The sequence below is a fragment of the Pseudomonas sp. H3_E07 genome (assembly GCF_054668895.1).
On record NZ_CP162795.1, the window covers coordinates 168,783 to 185,103 of the forward strand.

The following is a 16,321-nucleotide window of genomic DNA, read 5'->3' on the forward strand; positions in this document are numbered from 1 at the left end:
AGTTCCGCGCCTCCTTTCGTCTTTGAGCCAAGGCCTTCTTTTACTGAGAAGGCTGCAAAGACGACAAGGAGTCTTCCGCGATGTTCGCGCCCTTTACGCGTTCCATGACCTTCACCCTCGGCCTGTTCACTGTGGTAGCAAGCCCGGATCTGCTGGCTGAAACCGACCCCGAAAACAACGCCCTCGAACTCGGTGCCACCAGTATCACCGCCGAAGGCCTGGGTGCCACCACCGAGCACACCGGGGCCTACACCACCGGTTCCATGAGCACCGCCACCCGCCTGAACCTGTCGGTCAAAGACACCCCGCAATCCATCTCGGTGATCACTCGCCAGCAGATGGATGATTTCAATCTCAATACATTGACCGATGCGCTGCGCCAGACCACCGGGGTGACCGTCCAACACCTGGATTCGGACCGCGCCGGCTACTCATCGCGCGGTTACTCCATCAACAATTTCCAGGTGGATGGCATGCTCAATACATTCGGGCGCATGAAGTCAGACGCCGACACCATCATCTACGACCGTATCGAAGTGGTACGCGGTGCGACCGGCCTGACTACCGGTGCAGGCGATCCCTCGGCCACGGTCAACATGATCCGCAAACGCCCGACTTCACAGTGGCAAGCCAAGGCCGGCGTCAGCGGCGCCAGCCATGACAACTACTACAGTTACCTGGATGTGGGCGGCCCGCTGGCATTTGACGGGCGCCTGCGCGGACGTACCGTGATGGCTTACCGCGACAGCCAATCCTTTCGCGACAACTACGCTCTGCAAAGGGAAGTCGGCTACGGCATTCTCGAGGCCGACCTGACAGACGATACCGTGGTAGCCGTAGGCTTCGATTATCAGAACAAGCATGTTCAGGGCACCTCATGGGGCACACTGCCCTACTGGAACAGCGATGGCGGCAAGGCCCGCCTGTCACGCTCCGCCAATATGGCCACCGACTGGAGCTCCTGGCCGCTGAAGGACAAGACCACCTTTGCCTCCCTTGACCACAAACTGTCCGAGGACTGGCGCCTGAAAGCCGCCTACACCCACCGACAGAGCGATACCGACGGCAAGGTCTATTACGGCGGCGCGGGCTTCCCGAATCCGGACGGCAGCGGCATGACCGCCTGGACCAACCAGATGGTCGGCACGTCGAAAATGGATGCCGTGGACTTCAACCTCGCCGGCACCTACACACTGCTGGGGCGCGAGCATGAATTGATGGTGGGGTATGGGGAGTCGGAGCAGCGGGATTCCTCGCCCTACCAGCGTTACAGCACACCCGAAGGCTACGAAACCATCCCTGATTGGCAAGATATGGGCGGTATCGTCAAGTTCCCCGACCGTACCACTGGGCTCAAGGGCCCACACTCAAGCAAACAACAAAAAGCCGGGTATCTGGCCACTCGACTGAGCCTGACCGACAGGCTTCACGCGGTACTGGGCAGCCGGTATGGCAGCTGGGAAATCGAAAGCACCCCTGTTGACTATGACGCCAATAACCAGCGTATCCCCGAACCCAAAACCCGCCAGACCCACAACGACATGTGGACGCCCTACGCCGGGCTACTCTACGACCTGACACCGCAATACACGGTGTATGCCAGCTACACCGATATCTTCAACCCGCAGGACGAACGCGACGCCAGCAAGAAATACCTGGAACCGGTGGTGGGCAGCAACTACGAAATCGGCCTCAAGGGCAGCCTGCTGAACGAGCGGTTGAACCTGGCCACCGCGTACTTCTGGAGCACCCAGGATAACGTGGCCGAACTCGACAACGCCGCGCCACCCGACCCGGTGACCCGCGAGCAGTTCTATAAATCCGGTGGTAAAGGCAACAAGGTGCAGGGCTTTGAAGTCGAGGTGTCAGGCGAAGTGATGCCCGACTGGAATCTCACCGCAGGCTACACGTACACCCACTCGGTCAACGGCGATAAGCAACGCAACAACACCGATCAGCCGATGAACCTGCTGAAGATGTCGACAGCCTATCGCCTGCCGGGTGAATGGCGAGGGTTGACGGTAGGTGGCGCGGTCAATTGGCAGAGCGAGTTCTACAAATTTGCCGGGCGTCCAACGGGTGGCCGGAACCAGGACGGCGACCTCATCACGACTCCGACCAAGATCACCCAGCAGGCCTACACCGTGGTCAACCTGATGTCGCGCTACCAGTTTGACGAACATGTTTCGGCATCCATTAACGTCAACAATCTATTTGATAAAAAATATTACGAACGTGTCGGTTTTTACAATGGCGTGTATTGGGGTGACCCTCGTTCGATCACTCTGGCATTGGACTGGAAGCTGTAAGATCTTTTAACCCGAAGTTAACGAAATTGTTAACTTCGCGGTTTTTTCCGAGTTAATTCCTACTTAATAAACTCACCTCAAACTCGCCCCATGAATCTGATCAAGGACAGAGCGGATACCGATCACTCTTAATGGGAATACTGCCATGAAACTCTCGACCCTGGTGCTTGCCAGCCTGATGACCCTGACCTCCGCCGCCGCCTTCGCCGAAGGTGGTTCCGAGCGCTCGAAGGAGTTCTACAACAACTTCACGTTCATGCAGCAAAAGACTCACGGCACTGCAGAACAAACCGCGCAGGCTGATGGGAAGAACGCGAAGAAAGAGGCAGCCGGTCAATCTACCGCCGAGGAACTACCGAACACTTGATTCAACTGCGTTAACCGCACGGCCCTTTACCATCCTGCTCCTATGGCTAAGGTGAACTTGGCGCCATTTAATTAATGGCGCCTTTTTTTGCCTGTGATTGATTAAAGCGGTTTGCTCCAGAACAACATGCGCCCGTGGGCTGGATCAAATATCGAGTCATCAAAACCGAACTTGCGATAGGCCGACTGAGCCACCGCATTGCCCTCCAGCACCTCCAGGGTGATTTTGCAGCAGCCCCGCTGACGGGCGATTTCCTCGACCTTCAACAGCATTTTCTGGCTCAACCCCAGCCCCCGAAACGCATCCATCACAACCACGTCATGGACATTGACCAGCGGACGGCAGGCAAATGTGGAAAACCCTTCAAAACAATTCACCAGACCTGCCGGCTCCCCTCCCACAAACGCCAGCACGCTGAAGGCATGAGGTCGCTTGGCCAGCTCGCCCGGCAACTGCTCCAGAAGATCGGCAGGCAGGCTGTGGCCACCGCCCATCGGGTCCTCGGCGTAATGGTTGAGCACGCGGCCAATGGCTTGCGCATGCACGGGATTGGTATAGCTGGCTTGCAGCACCAGGATATCTGGGGTGTCCATTTCCGTCCTCAATCACGACTACAAGGGAATCGGCTCCCTATAGGGGCACGATTGTAAGCGTGGAGCCGGACACAGATGAAGGAGATTAACTACAAAAATGCGCATGAAAGCGCCAAGGCTGTGCCGTTGAAAGCCGACAATCAGCCGATTCCTGTGTTTTTTCACACGCCCTCAGGCGAAACGCAGCAACTGCATTTCCCGCAGGCGGCTCAATGTCCGACGGAACGCAAACTCCAGGTAACCCTCGGTATAAAGACACTCCAGAGGTACCCGCGCCTCGATGAACAATGGCACCTTGCGGTCGTAGCACTCGTCCACCAGGGCGATGAAACGACGCACACTGTCATCGTGCACCGACAATTGCGGCAACTCGCGATCACCCGCCTCCACGCGCTGTGCGCCATCTTCGGTACCTCGGGCGATCCGGCCGGGGCGTTTTTGCGCACTGAGGTTGGGCACTTCACCCAACAGGATCGCCTTGAAGCGATCGCACAGCAACATGAAATCCATCGCCGCGAGGGGTTGCTCGCACAGGTCCGCGTAATTGCACCAGAGCACTGTGTCGCTGGACTGCTGCGCGATGATCGAGCGATGACCGACAGTCACCGGCCCACTCTGCACCGCCTGCCCTTGCGCCAATTGCTTGAATACACCGGCCAGCGCGTCGGGTTGATTGACCCAATAGCGCTGAAACGCCACGCCCGGGTCCAAGCGGTGGTCCTTTTCGCCGTCCACGGCCACCACCTGCATATGCTGTTCTATTGCCGCAATGCCCGGCAAAAAACGCTCCCGGTTGAAGCCATCGGCGTACAACTGCCCAGGCGGTTGATTCGACGTGCAGACCATCACCACGCCTTCCTCGAACATCACCTGAAACAAGCGTCCCAGGATGATCGCGTCACCGATGTCATTGACGAACAGCTCATCGAAGCACAGCACGCGCACCTCCTGGCTCAGCTCGCGCGCCAGGGCCTGCAAGGGGTCATGGGTGCCTGTCAGTTGGAACAGCCGTTGATGCACCCACGCCATGAAGTGATGAAAGTGCTGGCGCCGCGCAGGCACCCGCAGGCTCTGGTAGAACTGGTCCATCAGCCAGGTCTTGCCACGCCCCACTGGCCCCCACAGGTAGACGCCGATGATTGGCGCACGCCCCCGATGTAGGGCTTCATGGCAGGCTTGCAGCGCGTCGACCGCTCGACGCTGAGCGTCGTCGGCAACGAAGCCCGGTTGAGCAATGGCGTATTGGTAGGCAGCGCGGGGCGAGTCGAAAGTCATGCCCGCCAGTATGACCTACAGGGAAATATCCAGTCGCGAAATCTTACCCTGCTCGTTCAATCGAAAGGTGTAGCGCAGCTCCAACGGGCTTCCGGGAAAATTGCCAGACACCACATTACTGACCAGCACCTTGCCCGTTCGGTGTTGCACCTTGAGCACTTCGACCCGCGGCTGGTAACGGCGCGCGGTGTCTTCCATCCAGCGCGCGATGGCAACGGTGCCGACTTGATGCTGCCCCTCATCGAACACATTGGCGTCGTCGGCAAAACAATCGGCGACAGCCGAGGTGTCACGGCTGTTGGCCGCCTCGAGGTAGGCCATGATGGCCGGCGCCAACTCGGGAATAGACATGGCACAGCTCCTTTGTAGGTGATTGGTGACGCCATGCTAAGCCAGGGTTGTGTCAGTTTTTGTCAGGAGTAAACGGCCCGTCCTCATTCTGTTCCATCAGCTTGCGCCAGGCCCGTAGCCAATCACTGCGCCGCCCCGGATAACGCTCGCCATGGGCTTGGGCACTCGCCACGCGGTCGGTGCGGAAGGTGCGATACGCGCCACGCAATTCACACCAGGCGACGATCACCCGCACTTCGTTCAAGAACCCTAAGGCCAGGGGCCAAATCAGACGTTGGCTCTGGGTCTGGCTGGCGTCTGCGTAATCGATCTGCAATTTGGCCTGGCTGCGAATGGCTTCGCGAAACACGTTGAGGGGTACGCGGTTTTCCGGATAACCGAACCCTGGCGGGCCGGGCAATACCGTTGGGTTGCGCAAGGCTTCCTGAGCGGCCGGGTCGAGCACGTCGGCGATTTTCGCCAAAGCATTGGCGGCGGCGCGGCTGAGCACGTCATCACCGCGCTGATCCACGTAACGCAAGCCGAGCACGATAGCCTCGGTTTCCTCGGCGTTCAGCATCAAAGGCGGCAGAAACAGGCCGCTTCGCAACACATATCCAACCCCCGCCTCGCCGAAAATCGGCGCGCCCAATGCAGTCAATTCGGCAATGTCGCGGTAAAGCGTACGCTCGGACACCTCTAGCTGCGCCGCCAGCACGGCAGCAGTCACCGGGCGTTTCTTGCCCCGCAAGGCCTGGAGCAAAGTCAGTAGACGAGTGGTGCGCGACACGGGAATGCCTGCCGAGAAAAAAAGTGATGCAGCTTAGCAGAGCCCCCTGTCAGAAAACGTCAGCAGTGAAAAAGCCTCTTGACCGAATACATTACCAGCATCATATTTAATACATGTTGATAAACATGTATTAACCATCACAGCCTCAGGAGTCCTTCTATGCGCAGTAAAGTCTTTGGCCGCCGCAGCGGTCTGCAGGTGTCTGAACTGGCCTTGGGCACCGCTAATTTCGGTACGGGCTGGGGCCATGGCGCCGAACGCGATGAAGCCAAACAAATCTTCGACGGCTACCTTGAGGCCGGCGGCAACTTTCTCGATACCGCCAACGGCTACCAGTTCGGCCAGGCCGAAAAACTGCTGGGTGAGTTTATTGCCACCGAGCGTGACAACCTGGTGGTGGCCACCAAGTACACCTTGCGCTCCCAGCCATCGGATGAAGGCACGATCAGGCTGGGCAACAATCGCAAGAACCTGGTTCGCTCGGTGGAAGACAGCCTCAAACGCCTGAACACCGACCGGATCGACCTGCTCTGGGCGCACATGAGCGACAACGTCACGCCCATGGAAGAGATCCTGCGCGGCCTCGACGACCTGGTCCGCGCCGGCAAGATCCACTACGCCGGCCTTTCCAACTTTCCCGCCTGGCGTATTGCCCGCGCCGACCTGCTGGCCGAAGTGCGCAACTTCGCGCCGATCATCGGCATCCAGGTGGAATACAGTCTGGTCGAGCGCACCGCCGACCGCGAATTGCTGCCGATGGCCGAAGCCCTGGGCCTGGCTGCCACACTGTGGTCGCCCCTCGGCGGTGGCTTCCTGACAGGCAAGTACCGCAACACCCAGGACGACAACCGCGCCAACAAACTTGGGATCCTGGTGCACGCCGAACACAGCGCCCGTGAAACCGCCGTGCTGGATACCCTGCTGGCGGTCGCCGCCGAAGTTGAAGCCTCCCCGACCCACGTTGCCATCGGCTGGCTACGGGAAAAGGCGCGCCGCTCCACCACCGCACTGATCCCGATCCTGGGTTCGCGCACTCGCGCTCAACTGGACAGCACCTTGGGCGCGTTGAATGTGCAATTGTCGGCCGAGCACGTCACCCGCCTCGACCACGCCAGCGCCATACCACTGGGTGTACCGCACGGCATCATCGCCGAGCGTTTCCCCATCGATATCGGCCTGGACTCCCCTCGCCCGCCGGTTATCTGAGGCGAAAAAAAACGGCCTGTCGAACAGGCCGTTTTTTATTCATCGCTCCAGCTTAAGCCAGGCTCTTGCTGACCACTTCGAACACATCGCTCGACAGCTCACCAGACGACCGAATGCGCTCCAGCTCTGCCCTCATCAGCGCCTGGCGTGCGCTGTCGTATTTGCGCCAGCGGGTCAACGGCGCCAACTGCCGCGAAGCGATCTGCGGATTGAAACCATTCAACTCGATCACCAGGTCCGCCAGGAAGCGATAACCCGAACCGTCCGCCGCGTGGAAGTTGATCAGGTTCTGCCCGGCAAAGGCCCCCATCAAGGCGCGCACCTTGTTGGGGTTCTTGATGTTGAACGCCGGGTGTTCCATCAACGCCTTCACGCGCGCCAGCCCGCCCGGCAAGGTGCTGCCGGCCTGCACGCTGAACCACTGGTCCATGACCAACGGGTTGTCCTTGAAGTTCTCGGCAAACACCGCCAGGGCCTGGGCCTTCTCCGCTTCGAACGGCGAATTCACCAGCACCGCCAGCGCGGTCAGGCGCTCGGTCATGTTGTCGCTGGTGTCGAACTGCTCGAGAGTCGCCGCCAACACTTCCGGCTTGCCGCTGAGCATCAGGTACGACAGCGCGATGTTTTGCAATGCGCGACGGGCGAAGTGCTCGGCGGCCGCCACGTACGGCGTTTGCTTGGACAGCTCGCGATTGGCCTGGTAACGCAGCCACAGGGCTTCATGCAGGTTATCCGCCAATTGCTTGCGCGCAAACTCGCGGGCGGCGTGGATGGCATCCACATCCGCCACCTCGCTGATTTCGGTCAGGTAGGCTTCACCCGGCAGCGACAGCATCTCCGCAACCATCGCCTGGTCCAGGCTTTCGTCGCTCAACACGCTGCGCAGCGCGGTGATCAAGCGCTGATCCATGTGCAACGCCTGGCCCTGTTGATGCTGGGCAATCAGTTCCTGCAACACCTGCACCGACAACTGCTGGCCGGCATCCCAGCGGTTGAAACCGTCGCTGTCATGCTGCATCAGGAACATCAGTTGATCGCGGTTGTACGGGAAACTCAGCTTGACCGGCGCAGAGAACCCGCGCAGCAGCGAAGGCAACGGTTGCTCAGGGATATCAACGAACGTGAAGGTCTGCTCGGCCTCGGTCACCGAGATCACGCGCGACGTAGCGCCAGCGGTCGCTTCACCGGCCAGGCGCAAGGCCATACTGCTGCCCTTAGCGTCCAGCAAGCCCAATTCCACAGGGATCACGAACGGCAGTTTTTCCGCCTTGTCCGGGGTTTCCGGGCAGCTCTGGCGGAAGGTCAGGCTGTAGGTTTTGGCCACCGCATCGTAGGACTCGCTCACCGCCAGACGTGGCGTGCCGGCCTGGCTGTACCAGCGCTTGAACTGCGTCAGGTCGGCGCCGTTGGCGTCTTCCATGGCCTTGATGAAGTCGTCGCAGGTCACGGCCTGGCCATCATGGCGTTCGAAGTACAGATCGCTGCCTTTGCGGAAGCCTTCGGCACCGAGCAAGGTGTGGATCATGCCCACCACTTCGGAGCCTTTTTCATACACGGTCAGGGTATAGAAGTTGGAGATTTCGATGAAGCTGTCCGGCCGCACCGCGTGGGCCATCGGGCCGGCGTCTTCGGCGAACTGGTGGGTGCGCAAGTACGCCACGTCCTGGATGCGCTTGACCGTGGCCGAGTTCATGTCGGCGGAGAAGCCCGAATCACGGAACACGGTGAAGCCTTCCTTGAGCGACAGCTGGAACCAGTCGCGGCAGGTCACGCGGTTACCCGACCAGTTGTGGAAGTATTCGTGGGCGACGATCGCCTCGACCCGCTGGTGCGCGGCGTCGGTAGCGGTTTCGGCACGGGCCAGCACCGCACTGGAGTTGAAGATGTTGAGGCCCTTGTTTTCCATGGCGCCCATGTTGAAGTCGTTCACCGCCACGATCATGAAGATGTCGAGATCGTACTCGCGACCATAGGTTTCTTCGTCCCAGCGCATGGACTTCTTCAGGCTGGTCATCGCGTGCTGGCACTTGTCGATGTTTTCCGGCTCGACGTAGATGCGCAGCGCTACGACACGGTCAGTCATGGTGGTGAACGTATCTTCGACACACCACAGGTCACCTGCAACCAGGGCAAACAGGTACGCCGGCTTCTTGAACGGGTCTTCCCAGGTTGCCCAGTGGCGGCCGTCTTCGCCAGGACCGCTGGCGATCGGGTTGCCGTTGGACAGCAGGATCGGGTAGCGATGCTGTTCGGCGATGACCGTGGTGGTGAAGGTACTCATCACGTCCGGGCGGTCGAGGTAGTAAGTGATCTTGCGGAAACCTTCGGCCTCGCACTGGGTGCAGAACATGCTGCCGGACTTGTACAGGCCTTCCAGGGCGGTGTTCGTTTCCGGGTGGATTTTTACCGTGGTGTCCAGGGTAAAACTCGCACTTTTCGGCTGGACCGTCAGGTGGCTGTCGGTCAGTTGGTAGTCATCTGGGCCGAGTGCCTGATCGGCAAGGTTCACGCTCAACAATTCCAGCTGTTGTCCATCCAGCACCAACGGCGGCAACCCCGCGCCGCGCTCAGGGTTGCGGCGCATCAGCAGCTGCGCGTGGACCAGGCTGTGGTCCTCGAACAACTCGAAGGTCAGGTGCGTCTCTTCGATCAGGTAGTCCGGCGCCTGATAGTCCTTCAGGTAAATCATCTTCGGTTGTTCGGTGCGCATGGGTGGCATCCTTCTACTGATGCACGGCGAGCTGGTAGGCCGTGTACTTACGAATATTGATAACGCCGGTGTCGAAGATCAGGTATTGGCCCTTGATCCCCAGCAGCGTGCCTTCGGCAATCGGGTTCTTGTCCAGGTTGAAGCTGACGATCTTGGCCGGATACTGCTCCACCGGGTAGCGGATTTCGATCGGTTCGATGTCGGTCACCGGTTGGATGGCCTGCAGGCCAAAGCGTTCCTGCAAACCGAGCAAGCCTTCGGCGCAGGAAGCGAACAGCTCATCGCGCACCTGCTTGAGGTCGACCGCTTGGGCGTCGCCCTTGAGCAGCGCGCGCCAGTTGGTTTTGTCGGCCACCTGACTGCGGAACAGGTCTTCGACGAACCCGGACTGCTGGCGCGTCGCCACGCGCATGATCGGCAGCGCCTGGCTTGCGCCCTGGTCCAGCCAGCGCGTCGGCAACTGGGTGGCGCGGGTGATGCCAACCTTGATCCCCGACGAGTTCGCCAGGTACACCACGTGGTCGGTCATGCAGAATTTTTCGCCCCAGCCCGGATCACGGCAGGTGCCGGCATCGTAATGGCAACGCTCGGGGCTCATGATGCACAGGTCACACTGGGCCAGCTTGGTCATGCACGGGTAGCAGTAACCCTGGCTGAAGCTGGTCTTGGTCTTGCGGCCGCAATGGCTGCAATGAATGGCACCGAGGTATTCCAGGCGCACGTGAGTACCGATCAATGGATTGACCGGTACCTCGGCATCGCCTAGGCGAAACGCATATTGAACGGTCGGCTCACCGAGTTGCGCCGACATTTTGCTGACTGCACCGCGACCAATTTCAATCAATGGATCGCATCCGACTTGAACAGGATGTTCGGCACCGGCGCGGACTTGGACGCACATTCCTGCGGGCCCATGTAGCCGGTGCGCTGGTCTTCCGGCAGGTTCTGGATTTCCCAGGCGATCATGGCCTGCAACGACAGTTCGCGCTGTTCGGCAGAGAGCTTGCGGCCATCGGACCATTTGCCGATCTCCACGGCGAGCTTGAGGCTCTCGTAGATGTCCGGCGTGATGTTTTCGATCATTTCAGCAAAAGAGGACATAAGGCTCTTCCTTATCAAATAGACGCTTTGCGGCGGCTGTATAGCCCACCCAGCAAACCCGTCAGGCAACCGATAACCAGGCCGCCGACATGGGCAGCGTTGGCGATTTCGCCGAAACCGATCATCGAGACCAGCCCCGACAGGCAGAGCAGCAGCCATACCAGCATCATCACCAGCACCCCGCGGGGCAAGCGATAGGCCGGGTTAGGCGACAATAATTGAAAAATCCAGCAATGCCCGAGCAGGCCATACAGCACGCCGGACAACCCACCGAACAGGCCGGGGCCGCCATAAGCATATTGAGCGTAGTTGGACACCAGGCTGAACAACAGGGTCAGGCCCAGCAAGTTGATGCTGCCCTGGCGCGCTTCGATGCGCCGGCCCAGTTCCCAGTACCACATGCCGTTCATGGCCAGGTGCAGGATGCCGAAGTGGATCAGCATCGGGGTGACCAGACGCCACCACTGCCCCGCCGCCAGGCTTTCGGCCAGCGGCGTGAACTGGATGTACTCGCCGACGATGCGAAATGGCAGGAACGTCAGCCAGCTCATGGCTTGCAGGTTTTCACCGAGCAAGGTCACGGCGCCAACAATAATACTTGCCAGCAGCACCAAAGCGGTCAACGGGCTGTGCCGCAGTTGCTGAATGAACCCGGGCCGCTTGACCGGAGCCTGCTCGGGAATATCCAGTTGCTGGTCCGGGTCACCGGCAGGAAAGCGTTGGTACAGTACGCGCACGTCGTTGCTGATGTTCTCGGGCACCCACAACACCTGCTCACCCGCCTCTTCACTGACACGATGGGGGACTTGCATACGTTGCAGCAGCAGGACAAAGCCGCCCAGGTCGACGCTCAAGGGTAAGCGTAATACCGCCACAGCACTCATTTGATGACCTCGGGCCGCTCAACGTCGACCCATACGAATTTATTCGGATCCAGCCACGTCTCCTGATCCAGACGGTAGGCCACCAGCTTGCCATACAGCACTGCGCTGTAGTCCAGGCAGGCCAGGTTCGGTCGGATCGGCGCCGGTTTGCCGCTGCGCCAGTAATGGCCGACGAACAGCAAGGGTTCGTCGACGCCGTAGCGCAGCAGGGAATTCTTTTCGGTGGACGACAACGGCGTACGCGCCACCGGTTCCGGCAAGGCGTCGGGCTGGAACACGATATCGCCGTAGGTCTTGGGGTCGTCTTCCCAGAACTTGGTGCGGAAGAATGAGCGCGTCAGGCCATCGCCACCGGTCAGCGTCAAGCCATCCGGCAGGCGCATGTCGGTGCCACGCAGCAGGCGGTCGAACGCATTACAGGCAAAACTGCCCGGTACGGCGGCGGCCTGCAGGAAATGCTGGTCGATGCATCCGTCCGGAAAAGTCGCGCGCAACGGGTCGATAAAGCCGTTATCCCAGCAGGCGTGCACCACGCGGAAGCGTCCGGCATCGACAAACAGCGGCATGTCGTAGAACCAGCCGAGGAAGTCGTGCCAGTCGGCCGGGTGCTGTTCGAATTGGGTCAGGGTCTCGTGGATCAACCGCGCGTGCCGTGGGTTGTGCTCGCGCACGAACTGTTTGCCACTGCCTGGCGGTGCGGGCGTGGTCCAGCCCAGGGCGTTGAACTCATGGTTGCCCATGATGCAAAGTGCCTGGCCGGCCTCGGCCATGTCGTGGACGATGTGCAAGGCCTCGCGGATGCGCGGGCCACGGTCGATGATATCGCCGAGGAACACCGCCATGCGCGACGGGTGACGCCAGGTGCCGCCCTGCTTGTGGTAGCCCAACAGGTCGAGCAGGTGCTCAAGGGTATGGGCGCAACCGTGCACGTCACCAATCAGGTCGTAGCTACGCGCGGGATCGAGCATCAGTCGCCTCCACCCCCCAAGCGGCTGCCCCAGCCCAGCTTGGTGCGGCACACTTCGTAGTAGTTGTGGTCCAGCGGGTGGATCAACCGCAACTTCTGTGCCTTCTTGCTCACGGTGATGGTGTCACCGGGGGCGCAGGTGAAATGGTTCTGCCCGTCACACGACACCTGGGGGTAGATCTGCATGTCTTTGGACACCACGATTTTCAGCTCACTGTTGCCATCGACCACAATAGGCCTGCTCGACAACATATGGGGGTACATCGGCACGATCACAATGGCATCCAGCTTGGGATGCATGATCGGGCCGCCCGCCGACAGCGCGTAGGCCGTGGAGCCGGTAGGCGTGGCAACGATCAGGCCGTCGGCCTTCTGGCTGCACACGAACTGGCCGTCTATATAGAGCTCGAACTCGATCATCCGCGTGGACTTGCCGGGGTGCAGCACCACGTCATTCAAGGCATCGCCCTGGCCGATGGCTTCGCCGTGGCGACGCACTTCAGCTTGCAGCAGGAAGCGGTTTTCCACCAGGTAATGGCCGTCGAGCACCTTGGCCACTTCGACTTCCAGGTCATCGGGGCGGATATCGGTGAGGAACCCCAGGCTGCCACGGTTGATCCCCAGCACCGGCACGTTATGCCGAGCCAAGGCCCTGGCCGCACCCAGCAGGCTGCCATCGCCACCGACCACAATCACCATGTCACAGACTTCGCCGAGCATCTTGCGCGATGAAGTCTGCAGGCCGTGGCCGGGGAGGATTTCAGCGATGGTGTCTTCGAGGATCACATGCAGATGGCGTTCCAGCAGGAATTTTTTCAGCCGGCGGACGGTGTCCAACACCTGGGTACTGCCCAGGCGACCGATAATGCCGATATTGCGAAATTGCTCCATGGGGCTCCTGCGGGATGTGGGGTGTGGCAAAAAGAAGGATTATGGGCGAAAGGCCGCCCCAGGCAAAATCCTTTGTCGCCATGAAGCCTTGATGACAATAGTTCTCAGCCACCCATGCAACCTTTAAACGGCTATGCTCGGACCATGACTGTGTTCCCGGATCTGCACACCCTGCCCCGACAGCTGCGCCACCCCGAAGTGCGCGACCTGGCGTGGGTGATGCTCGCCCCGCCGATGCTCGCGCACACGCCGTGGCCGCAACGCCACCCGCTGGCCGGCAGCGATTGGGTGCAGGCACCGCATCAACTGGAACGCTGGCTGCGCCAACTTGATCAGGACAGCGGCGCCTTGCAGCAATGGCTCAGCCTGTCACGCACGCGGCGCCTGGGCCTCTATTACGAACGCCTGTGGCAGTTCGCGGTGCAGCATGCGCCGGGCGTGGAATTGCTGGCCGCCAACCTGCCGATCCGGCGTGCCGGGCATACCCTCGGCGAATTGGACATGGTGCTGCGCGACCGCGATGGGGTGCATCACCTGGAGCTGGCGATCAAACTTTATCTTGGGCCACAGGATGGCAACGGCCAGGACACGGCGCAATGGCTGGGGCCAGGTTGCCATGATCGGTTGGACCGCAAACTGGCTCATCTGGCCCAGCATCAACTGCCGATATCAGCGCGTGCGGAAAGCCGCGAGGCGTTGGCGGCGCTGGATATACAGCAATTCGATGCGCATTTGTGGCTGGGCGGTTATCTCCTCTACCCCTGGCCCGGCCAGGCTCAAGCCCCCGTCGGCGCCCATCCGCAGCACCTGCGTGGGCGCTGGTTGCATCAGCGCGATTGGCAAGCGTTTGTCAGCCTCAGCCAGCCGGGCCGCTGGCAACCCCTGCCCCGGCATGCGTGGCTGGCGCCGGCGCATTACCCGGCGGATCAGGTGTGGAGCGAGGCGCAGATGCAAGGCTGGCTGGCCGACCTGGACCCCATGGCCCCGGCGCAGTTGCTGGTGCGGCTGGTGCAGGTGGGTGAGGATTGGGAGGAAGCTGAGCGGCTGTTTCTGGTGGCGGACCTTTGGCCGAATGTGCCGGGGGCTGGCTGAAGGATTTTTGGTGTATTGGAGGGCCTTATCGCAGGCAAGCCAGCGGCCACACTTTGACTGCACCGCCGATCAAATGTGGGAGCTGGCTTGCCTGCGAAAGCGATCGTCCAGGCGCTACAAGTCATCGATATGCCGATAATCCAGCTGCAACCCAGCCGCCAACTCTTGAGCCCGACCCAACCTGATCGGCCCACGCTCGATATCCACCAGCACGCCAGGGCACTCCAGCAACGGTAACCCGGCGATATCCTTGAGTCGTCCGTCAGTGATCACCAGCAACCGCCGTTGCTCAGCCGGGTAACGCGCACGCCGCAGTGCCAGCCAATGCCTGGCCTCTACAAGCGCCGCGAGTAATGGCGTGCCGCCGCCCGCGCCCAACTGGTCCAGCCAACCCGCCAAGCCCTTCGCCGCCTTCAATCCCTGGACCTGCCAGTTGGGCGAATGCCCGCTGGCCGTCAACAACGCCATCCGTGCCCGCTGGCGGTAGGCATCATCAAACAACTGCGCCAACACGCCCTTGGCGTCGGAAAGCGCGTGATGTCGCCGGGTGGACGCCGACGCATCGACAATCACCAGCCACAACGCGGGGGCCGAACGACTGCGCAGGTGATAAAGCAGATCCTCACGGGTTCGCGGGCGCCCACCGAGCAAGGTGCCCGGCCAATTGATCGAGCCCTGTTTCGCGCTGCGCGCCTTGCCGTGCCTGCCTCTGTCCAGTTGCCCCGCGTTGGGGCGGGCATCCGCCCCCGCGTCAGGTCGGGGGCGAATGCCTAGGGCTTTTTTGGCCAGGTGGGGATTTCCCGGCGTGCGCCCGTGGGCAAGGCCGGTGCGGGCATGTCACCCCATTGGCCTTGGCCTGGGGAAGCGTCGGAGGACTTGGGCGATTGCCCTTCACTCGGTGGGCTCGATGGAGTGGCCTGCTCTTGGCGGCGATGGCGCAAGGCAAACTCCGCCACAGCTTCAATATCTTCCTCGCCGATAGCATGGGCACCCCGCCAGGCGGCATGGGCCCGAGCGCCGCGCAACCAGACCAGGTCCGCACGCAACCCGTCGACGCCCGCAGCGAAGCACCGTTCGGTGATCCGAGCCAGCGTCTCATCGTCCAGCGCGATGGCATCCAGCCGCGCCCGCGCCTGAGTGCAGCGCTCTCGCAAGGCTGCCTGCGACTCATCCCATTGTGCGCAGAACGCCGCCGGGTCGCTGTCGAAATCCAGGCGACGACGAATGATCTGCCCACGCTCGACCGGCAAGGTCTGCCCACTCAACGCCACGTTGAAACCGAAACGGTCGAGCAGTTGCGGTCGCAACTCACCTTCCTCCGGATTCATGGTGCCGATCAGCACGAAGCGCGCCGAATGGCGATGGGAAATACCATCGCGCTCGATCAGGTTGGTGCCGCTGGCGGCCACGTCCAGCAGCACATCCACCAAGTGGTCGGGCAGCAGGTTGACCTCATCGACGTACAATACGCCGCCATCGGCCTTCGCCAAGACCCCGGGTGAGAACTGCGCCCGCCCCTCGCCCAACGCGGCGTCCAGGTCCAGCGTGCCCACAAGGCGCTCTTCGGTGGCGCCCAAAGGCAACGTCACGAACTGACCACTGGCCAACAGGTCCGCCAAACCGCGCGCCAAGGTCGACTTGGCCATGCCGCGCGGACCTTCGATCAGCACACCGCCGATCTTCGGGTCGATGGCAGTCAGGCACAGCGCCAGTTTCAGGTCATCGGCGCCGACTACGGCGGACAGCGGGAAATGGGGAATATCAGTCATGCGATCCCTCTTCAAATTCTGCGACACAAGCCTGCTC

The 16,321-nt window shown here is 61.0% G+C and carries 16 protein-coding genes; 4 read left to right on the top strand and 12 right to left on the bottom strand.

Annotated features, from left to right (window positions below):
• Positions 1-80 precede the first annotated feature (80 nt).
• On the top strand, positions 81-2,309 hold the full coding sequence (locus AB4O08_RS00735) for a TonB-dependent siderophore receptor (RefSeq protein WP_010210853.1): 2,229 nt from the start codon (positions 81-83) through the stop codon (positions 2,307-2,309).
• 145 nt (positions 2,310-2,454) lie between these two features.
• On the top strand, positions 2,455-2,676 hold the full coding sequence (locus AB4O08_RS00740) for a hypothetical protein (RefSeq protein ID WP_460114638.1): 222 nt from the start codon (positions 2,455-2,457) through the stop codon (positions 2,674-2,676).
• A gap of 101 nt (positions 2,677-2,777) precedes the next feature.
• On the opposite strand, the gene AB4O08_RS00745 is transcribed toward AB4O08_RS00740, so the two are convergent.
• From AB4O08_RS00745 to AB4O08_RS00760, 4 genes are all read right to left on the bottom strand, one after another.
• Positions 2,778-3,269 (bottom strand): GNAT family N-acetyltransferase, encoded by a 492-nt coding sequence (locus tag AB4O08_RS00745; protein WP_010210855.1) that lies wholly within the window; start codon positions 3,267-3,269, stop codon positions 2,778-2,780.
• Between the two features lie 171 nt (positions 3,270-3,440).
• The gene (gene zapE / locus AB4O08_RS00750; RefSeq protein WP_460114639.1) at positions 3,441-4,544 is read right to left on the bottom strand and encodes a cell division protein ZapE; all 1,104 of its coding nucleotides are present in this window, start codon (positions 4,542-4,544) and stop codon (positions 3,441-3,443) included.
• Positions 4,545-4,559: 15 nt separating this feature from the next.
• Positions 4,560-4,895, bottom strand: coding sequence for a nuclear transport factor 2 family protein (locus tag AB4O08_RS00755; protein WP_010210857.1), 336 nt, complete (start codon positions 4,893-4,895; stop codon positions 4,560-4,562).
• 52 nt (positions 4,896-4,947) lie between these two features.
• Positions 4,948-5,664, bottom strand: coding sequence for a helix-turn-helix transcriptional regulator (locus AB4O08_RS00760; protein WP_045792232.1), 717 nt, complete (start codon positions 5,662-5,664; stop codon positions 4,948-4,950).
• A gap of 159 nt (positions 5,665-5,823) precedes the next feature.
• Between AB4O08_RS00760 and AB4O08_RS00765 the strand changes: the two genes are divergently transcribed.
• Positions 5,824-6,870 (top strand): aldo/keto reductase, encoded by a 1,047-nt coding sequence (locus AB4O08_RS00765; RefSeq protein ID WP_460114640.1) that lies wholly within the window; start codon positions 5,824-5,826, stop codon positions 6,868-6,870.
• Positions 6,871-6,922: 52 nt separating this feature from the next.
• On the opposite strand, the gene pepN is transcribed toward AB4O08_RS00765, so the two are convergent.
• Genes pepN through AB4O08_RS00795 form a run of 6 tightly spaced genes read right to left on the bottom strand, consistent with a single transcriptional unit; the run spans position 6,923 to position 13,423 of the window.
• Positions 6,923-9,580 (bottom strand): aminopeptidase N, encoded by a 2,658-nt coding sequence (gene pepN, locus AB4O08_RS00770; RefSeq protein ID WP_460114641.1) that lies wholly within the window; start codon positions 9,578-9,580, stop codon positions 6,923-6,925.
• A gap of 13 nt (positions 9,581-9,593) precedes the next feature.
• Positions 9,594-10,424 carry a DUF2797 domain-containing protein gene (locus AB4O08_RS00775; RefSeq protein ID WP_021491804.1) on the bottom strand — a complete coding sequence of 277 codons (831 nt, stop codon included), beginning with the start codon at positions 10,422-10,424 and terminating at the stop codon, positions 9,594-9,596.
• Positions 10,421-10,681: a YeaC family protein gene (locus AB4O08_RS00780; protein WP_010210866.1), complete on the bottom strand. Its 261-nt coding sequence runs from the start codon at positions 10,679-10,681 to the stop codon at positions 10,421-10,423. The genes AB4O08_RS00775 and AB4O08_RS00780 overlap by 4 nt, the downstream gene beginning before the upstream one ends.
• Before the next feature lie 14 nt (positions 10,682-10,695).
• Positions 10,696-11,565 carry a rhomboid family intramembrane serine protease gene (locus AB4O08_RS00785; RefSeq protein WP_010210867.1) on the bottom strand — a complete coding sequence of 290 codons (870 nt, stop codon included), beginning with the start codon at positions 11,563-11,565 and terminating at the stop codon, positions 10,696-10,698.
• The gene (locus AB4O08_RS00790) at positions 11,562-12,536 is read right to left on the bottom strand and encodes a metallophosphoesterase (protein WP_412177538.1); all 975 of its coding nucleotides are present in this window, start codon (positions 12,534-12,536) and stop codon (positions 11,562-11,564) included. The genes AB4O08_RS00785 and AB4O08_RS00790 overlap by 4 nt, the downstream gene beginning before the upstream one ends.
• Positions 12,533-13,423 carry an NAD(+) kinase gene (locus AB4O08_RS00795; RefSeq protein ID WP_010210870.1) on the bottom strand — a complete coding sequence of 297 codons (891 nt, stop codon included), beginning with the start codon at positions 13,421-13,423 and terminating at the stop codon, positions 12,533-12,535. The genes AB4O08_RS00790 and AB4O08_RS00795 overlap by 4 nt, the downstream gene beginning before the upstream one ends.
• 144 nt (positions 13,424-13,567) lie before the next feature.
• Here AB4O08_RS00795 and AB4O08_RS00800 point away from each other — a divergent pair, with 144 nt between their 5' ends.
• Entirely contained in the window at positions 13,568-14,515 is a 948-nt protein-coding gene (locus AB4O08_RS00800) for a DUF1853 family protein (protein WP_198831564.1), read from the top strand.
• A 114-nt stretch (positions 14,516-14,629) separates the two neighbouring features.
• Here the strand turns inward: AB4O08_RS00800 and AB4O08_RS00805 are convergent, their stop codons facing one another.
• Both AB4O08_RS00805 and AB4O08_RS00810 read right to left on the bottom strand, forming a co-directional pair.
• Positions 14,630-15,232, bottom strand: a complete 603-nt coding sequence (locus AB4O08_RS00805) for a vWA domain-containing protein (RefSeq protein WP_460114882.1) — start codon at positions 15,230-15,232, stop codon at positions 14,630-14,632.
• A gap of 53 nt (positions 15,233-15,285) precedes the next feature.
• On the bottom strand, positions 15,286-16,284 hold the full coding sequence (locus AB4O08_RS00810) for an ATP-binding protein (RefSeq protein WP_047543147.1): 999 nt from the start codon (positions 16,282-16,284) through the stop codon (positions 15,286-15,288).
• Between the last annotated feature and the right edge of the window lie 37 nt (positions 16,285-16,321).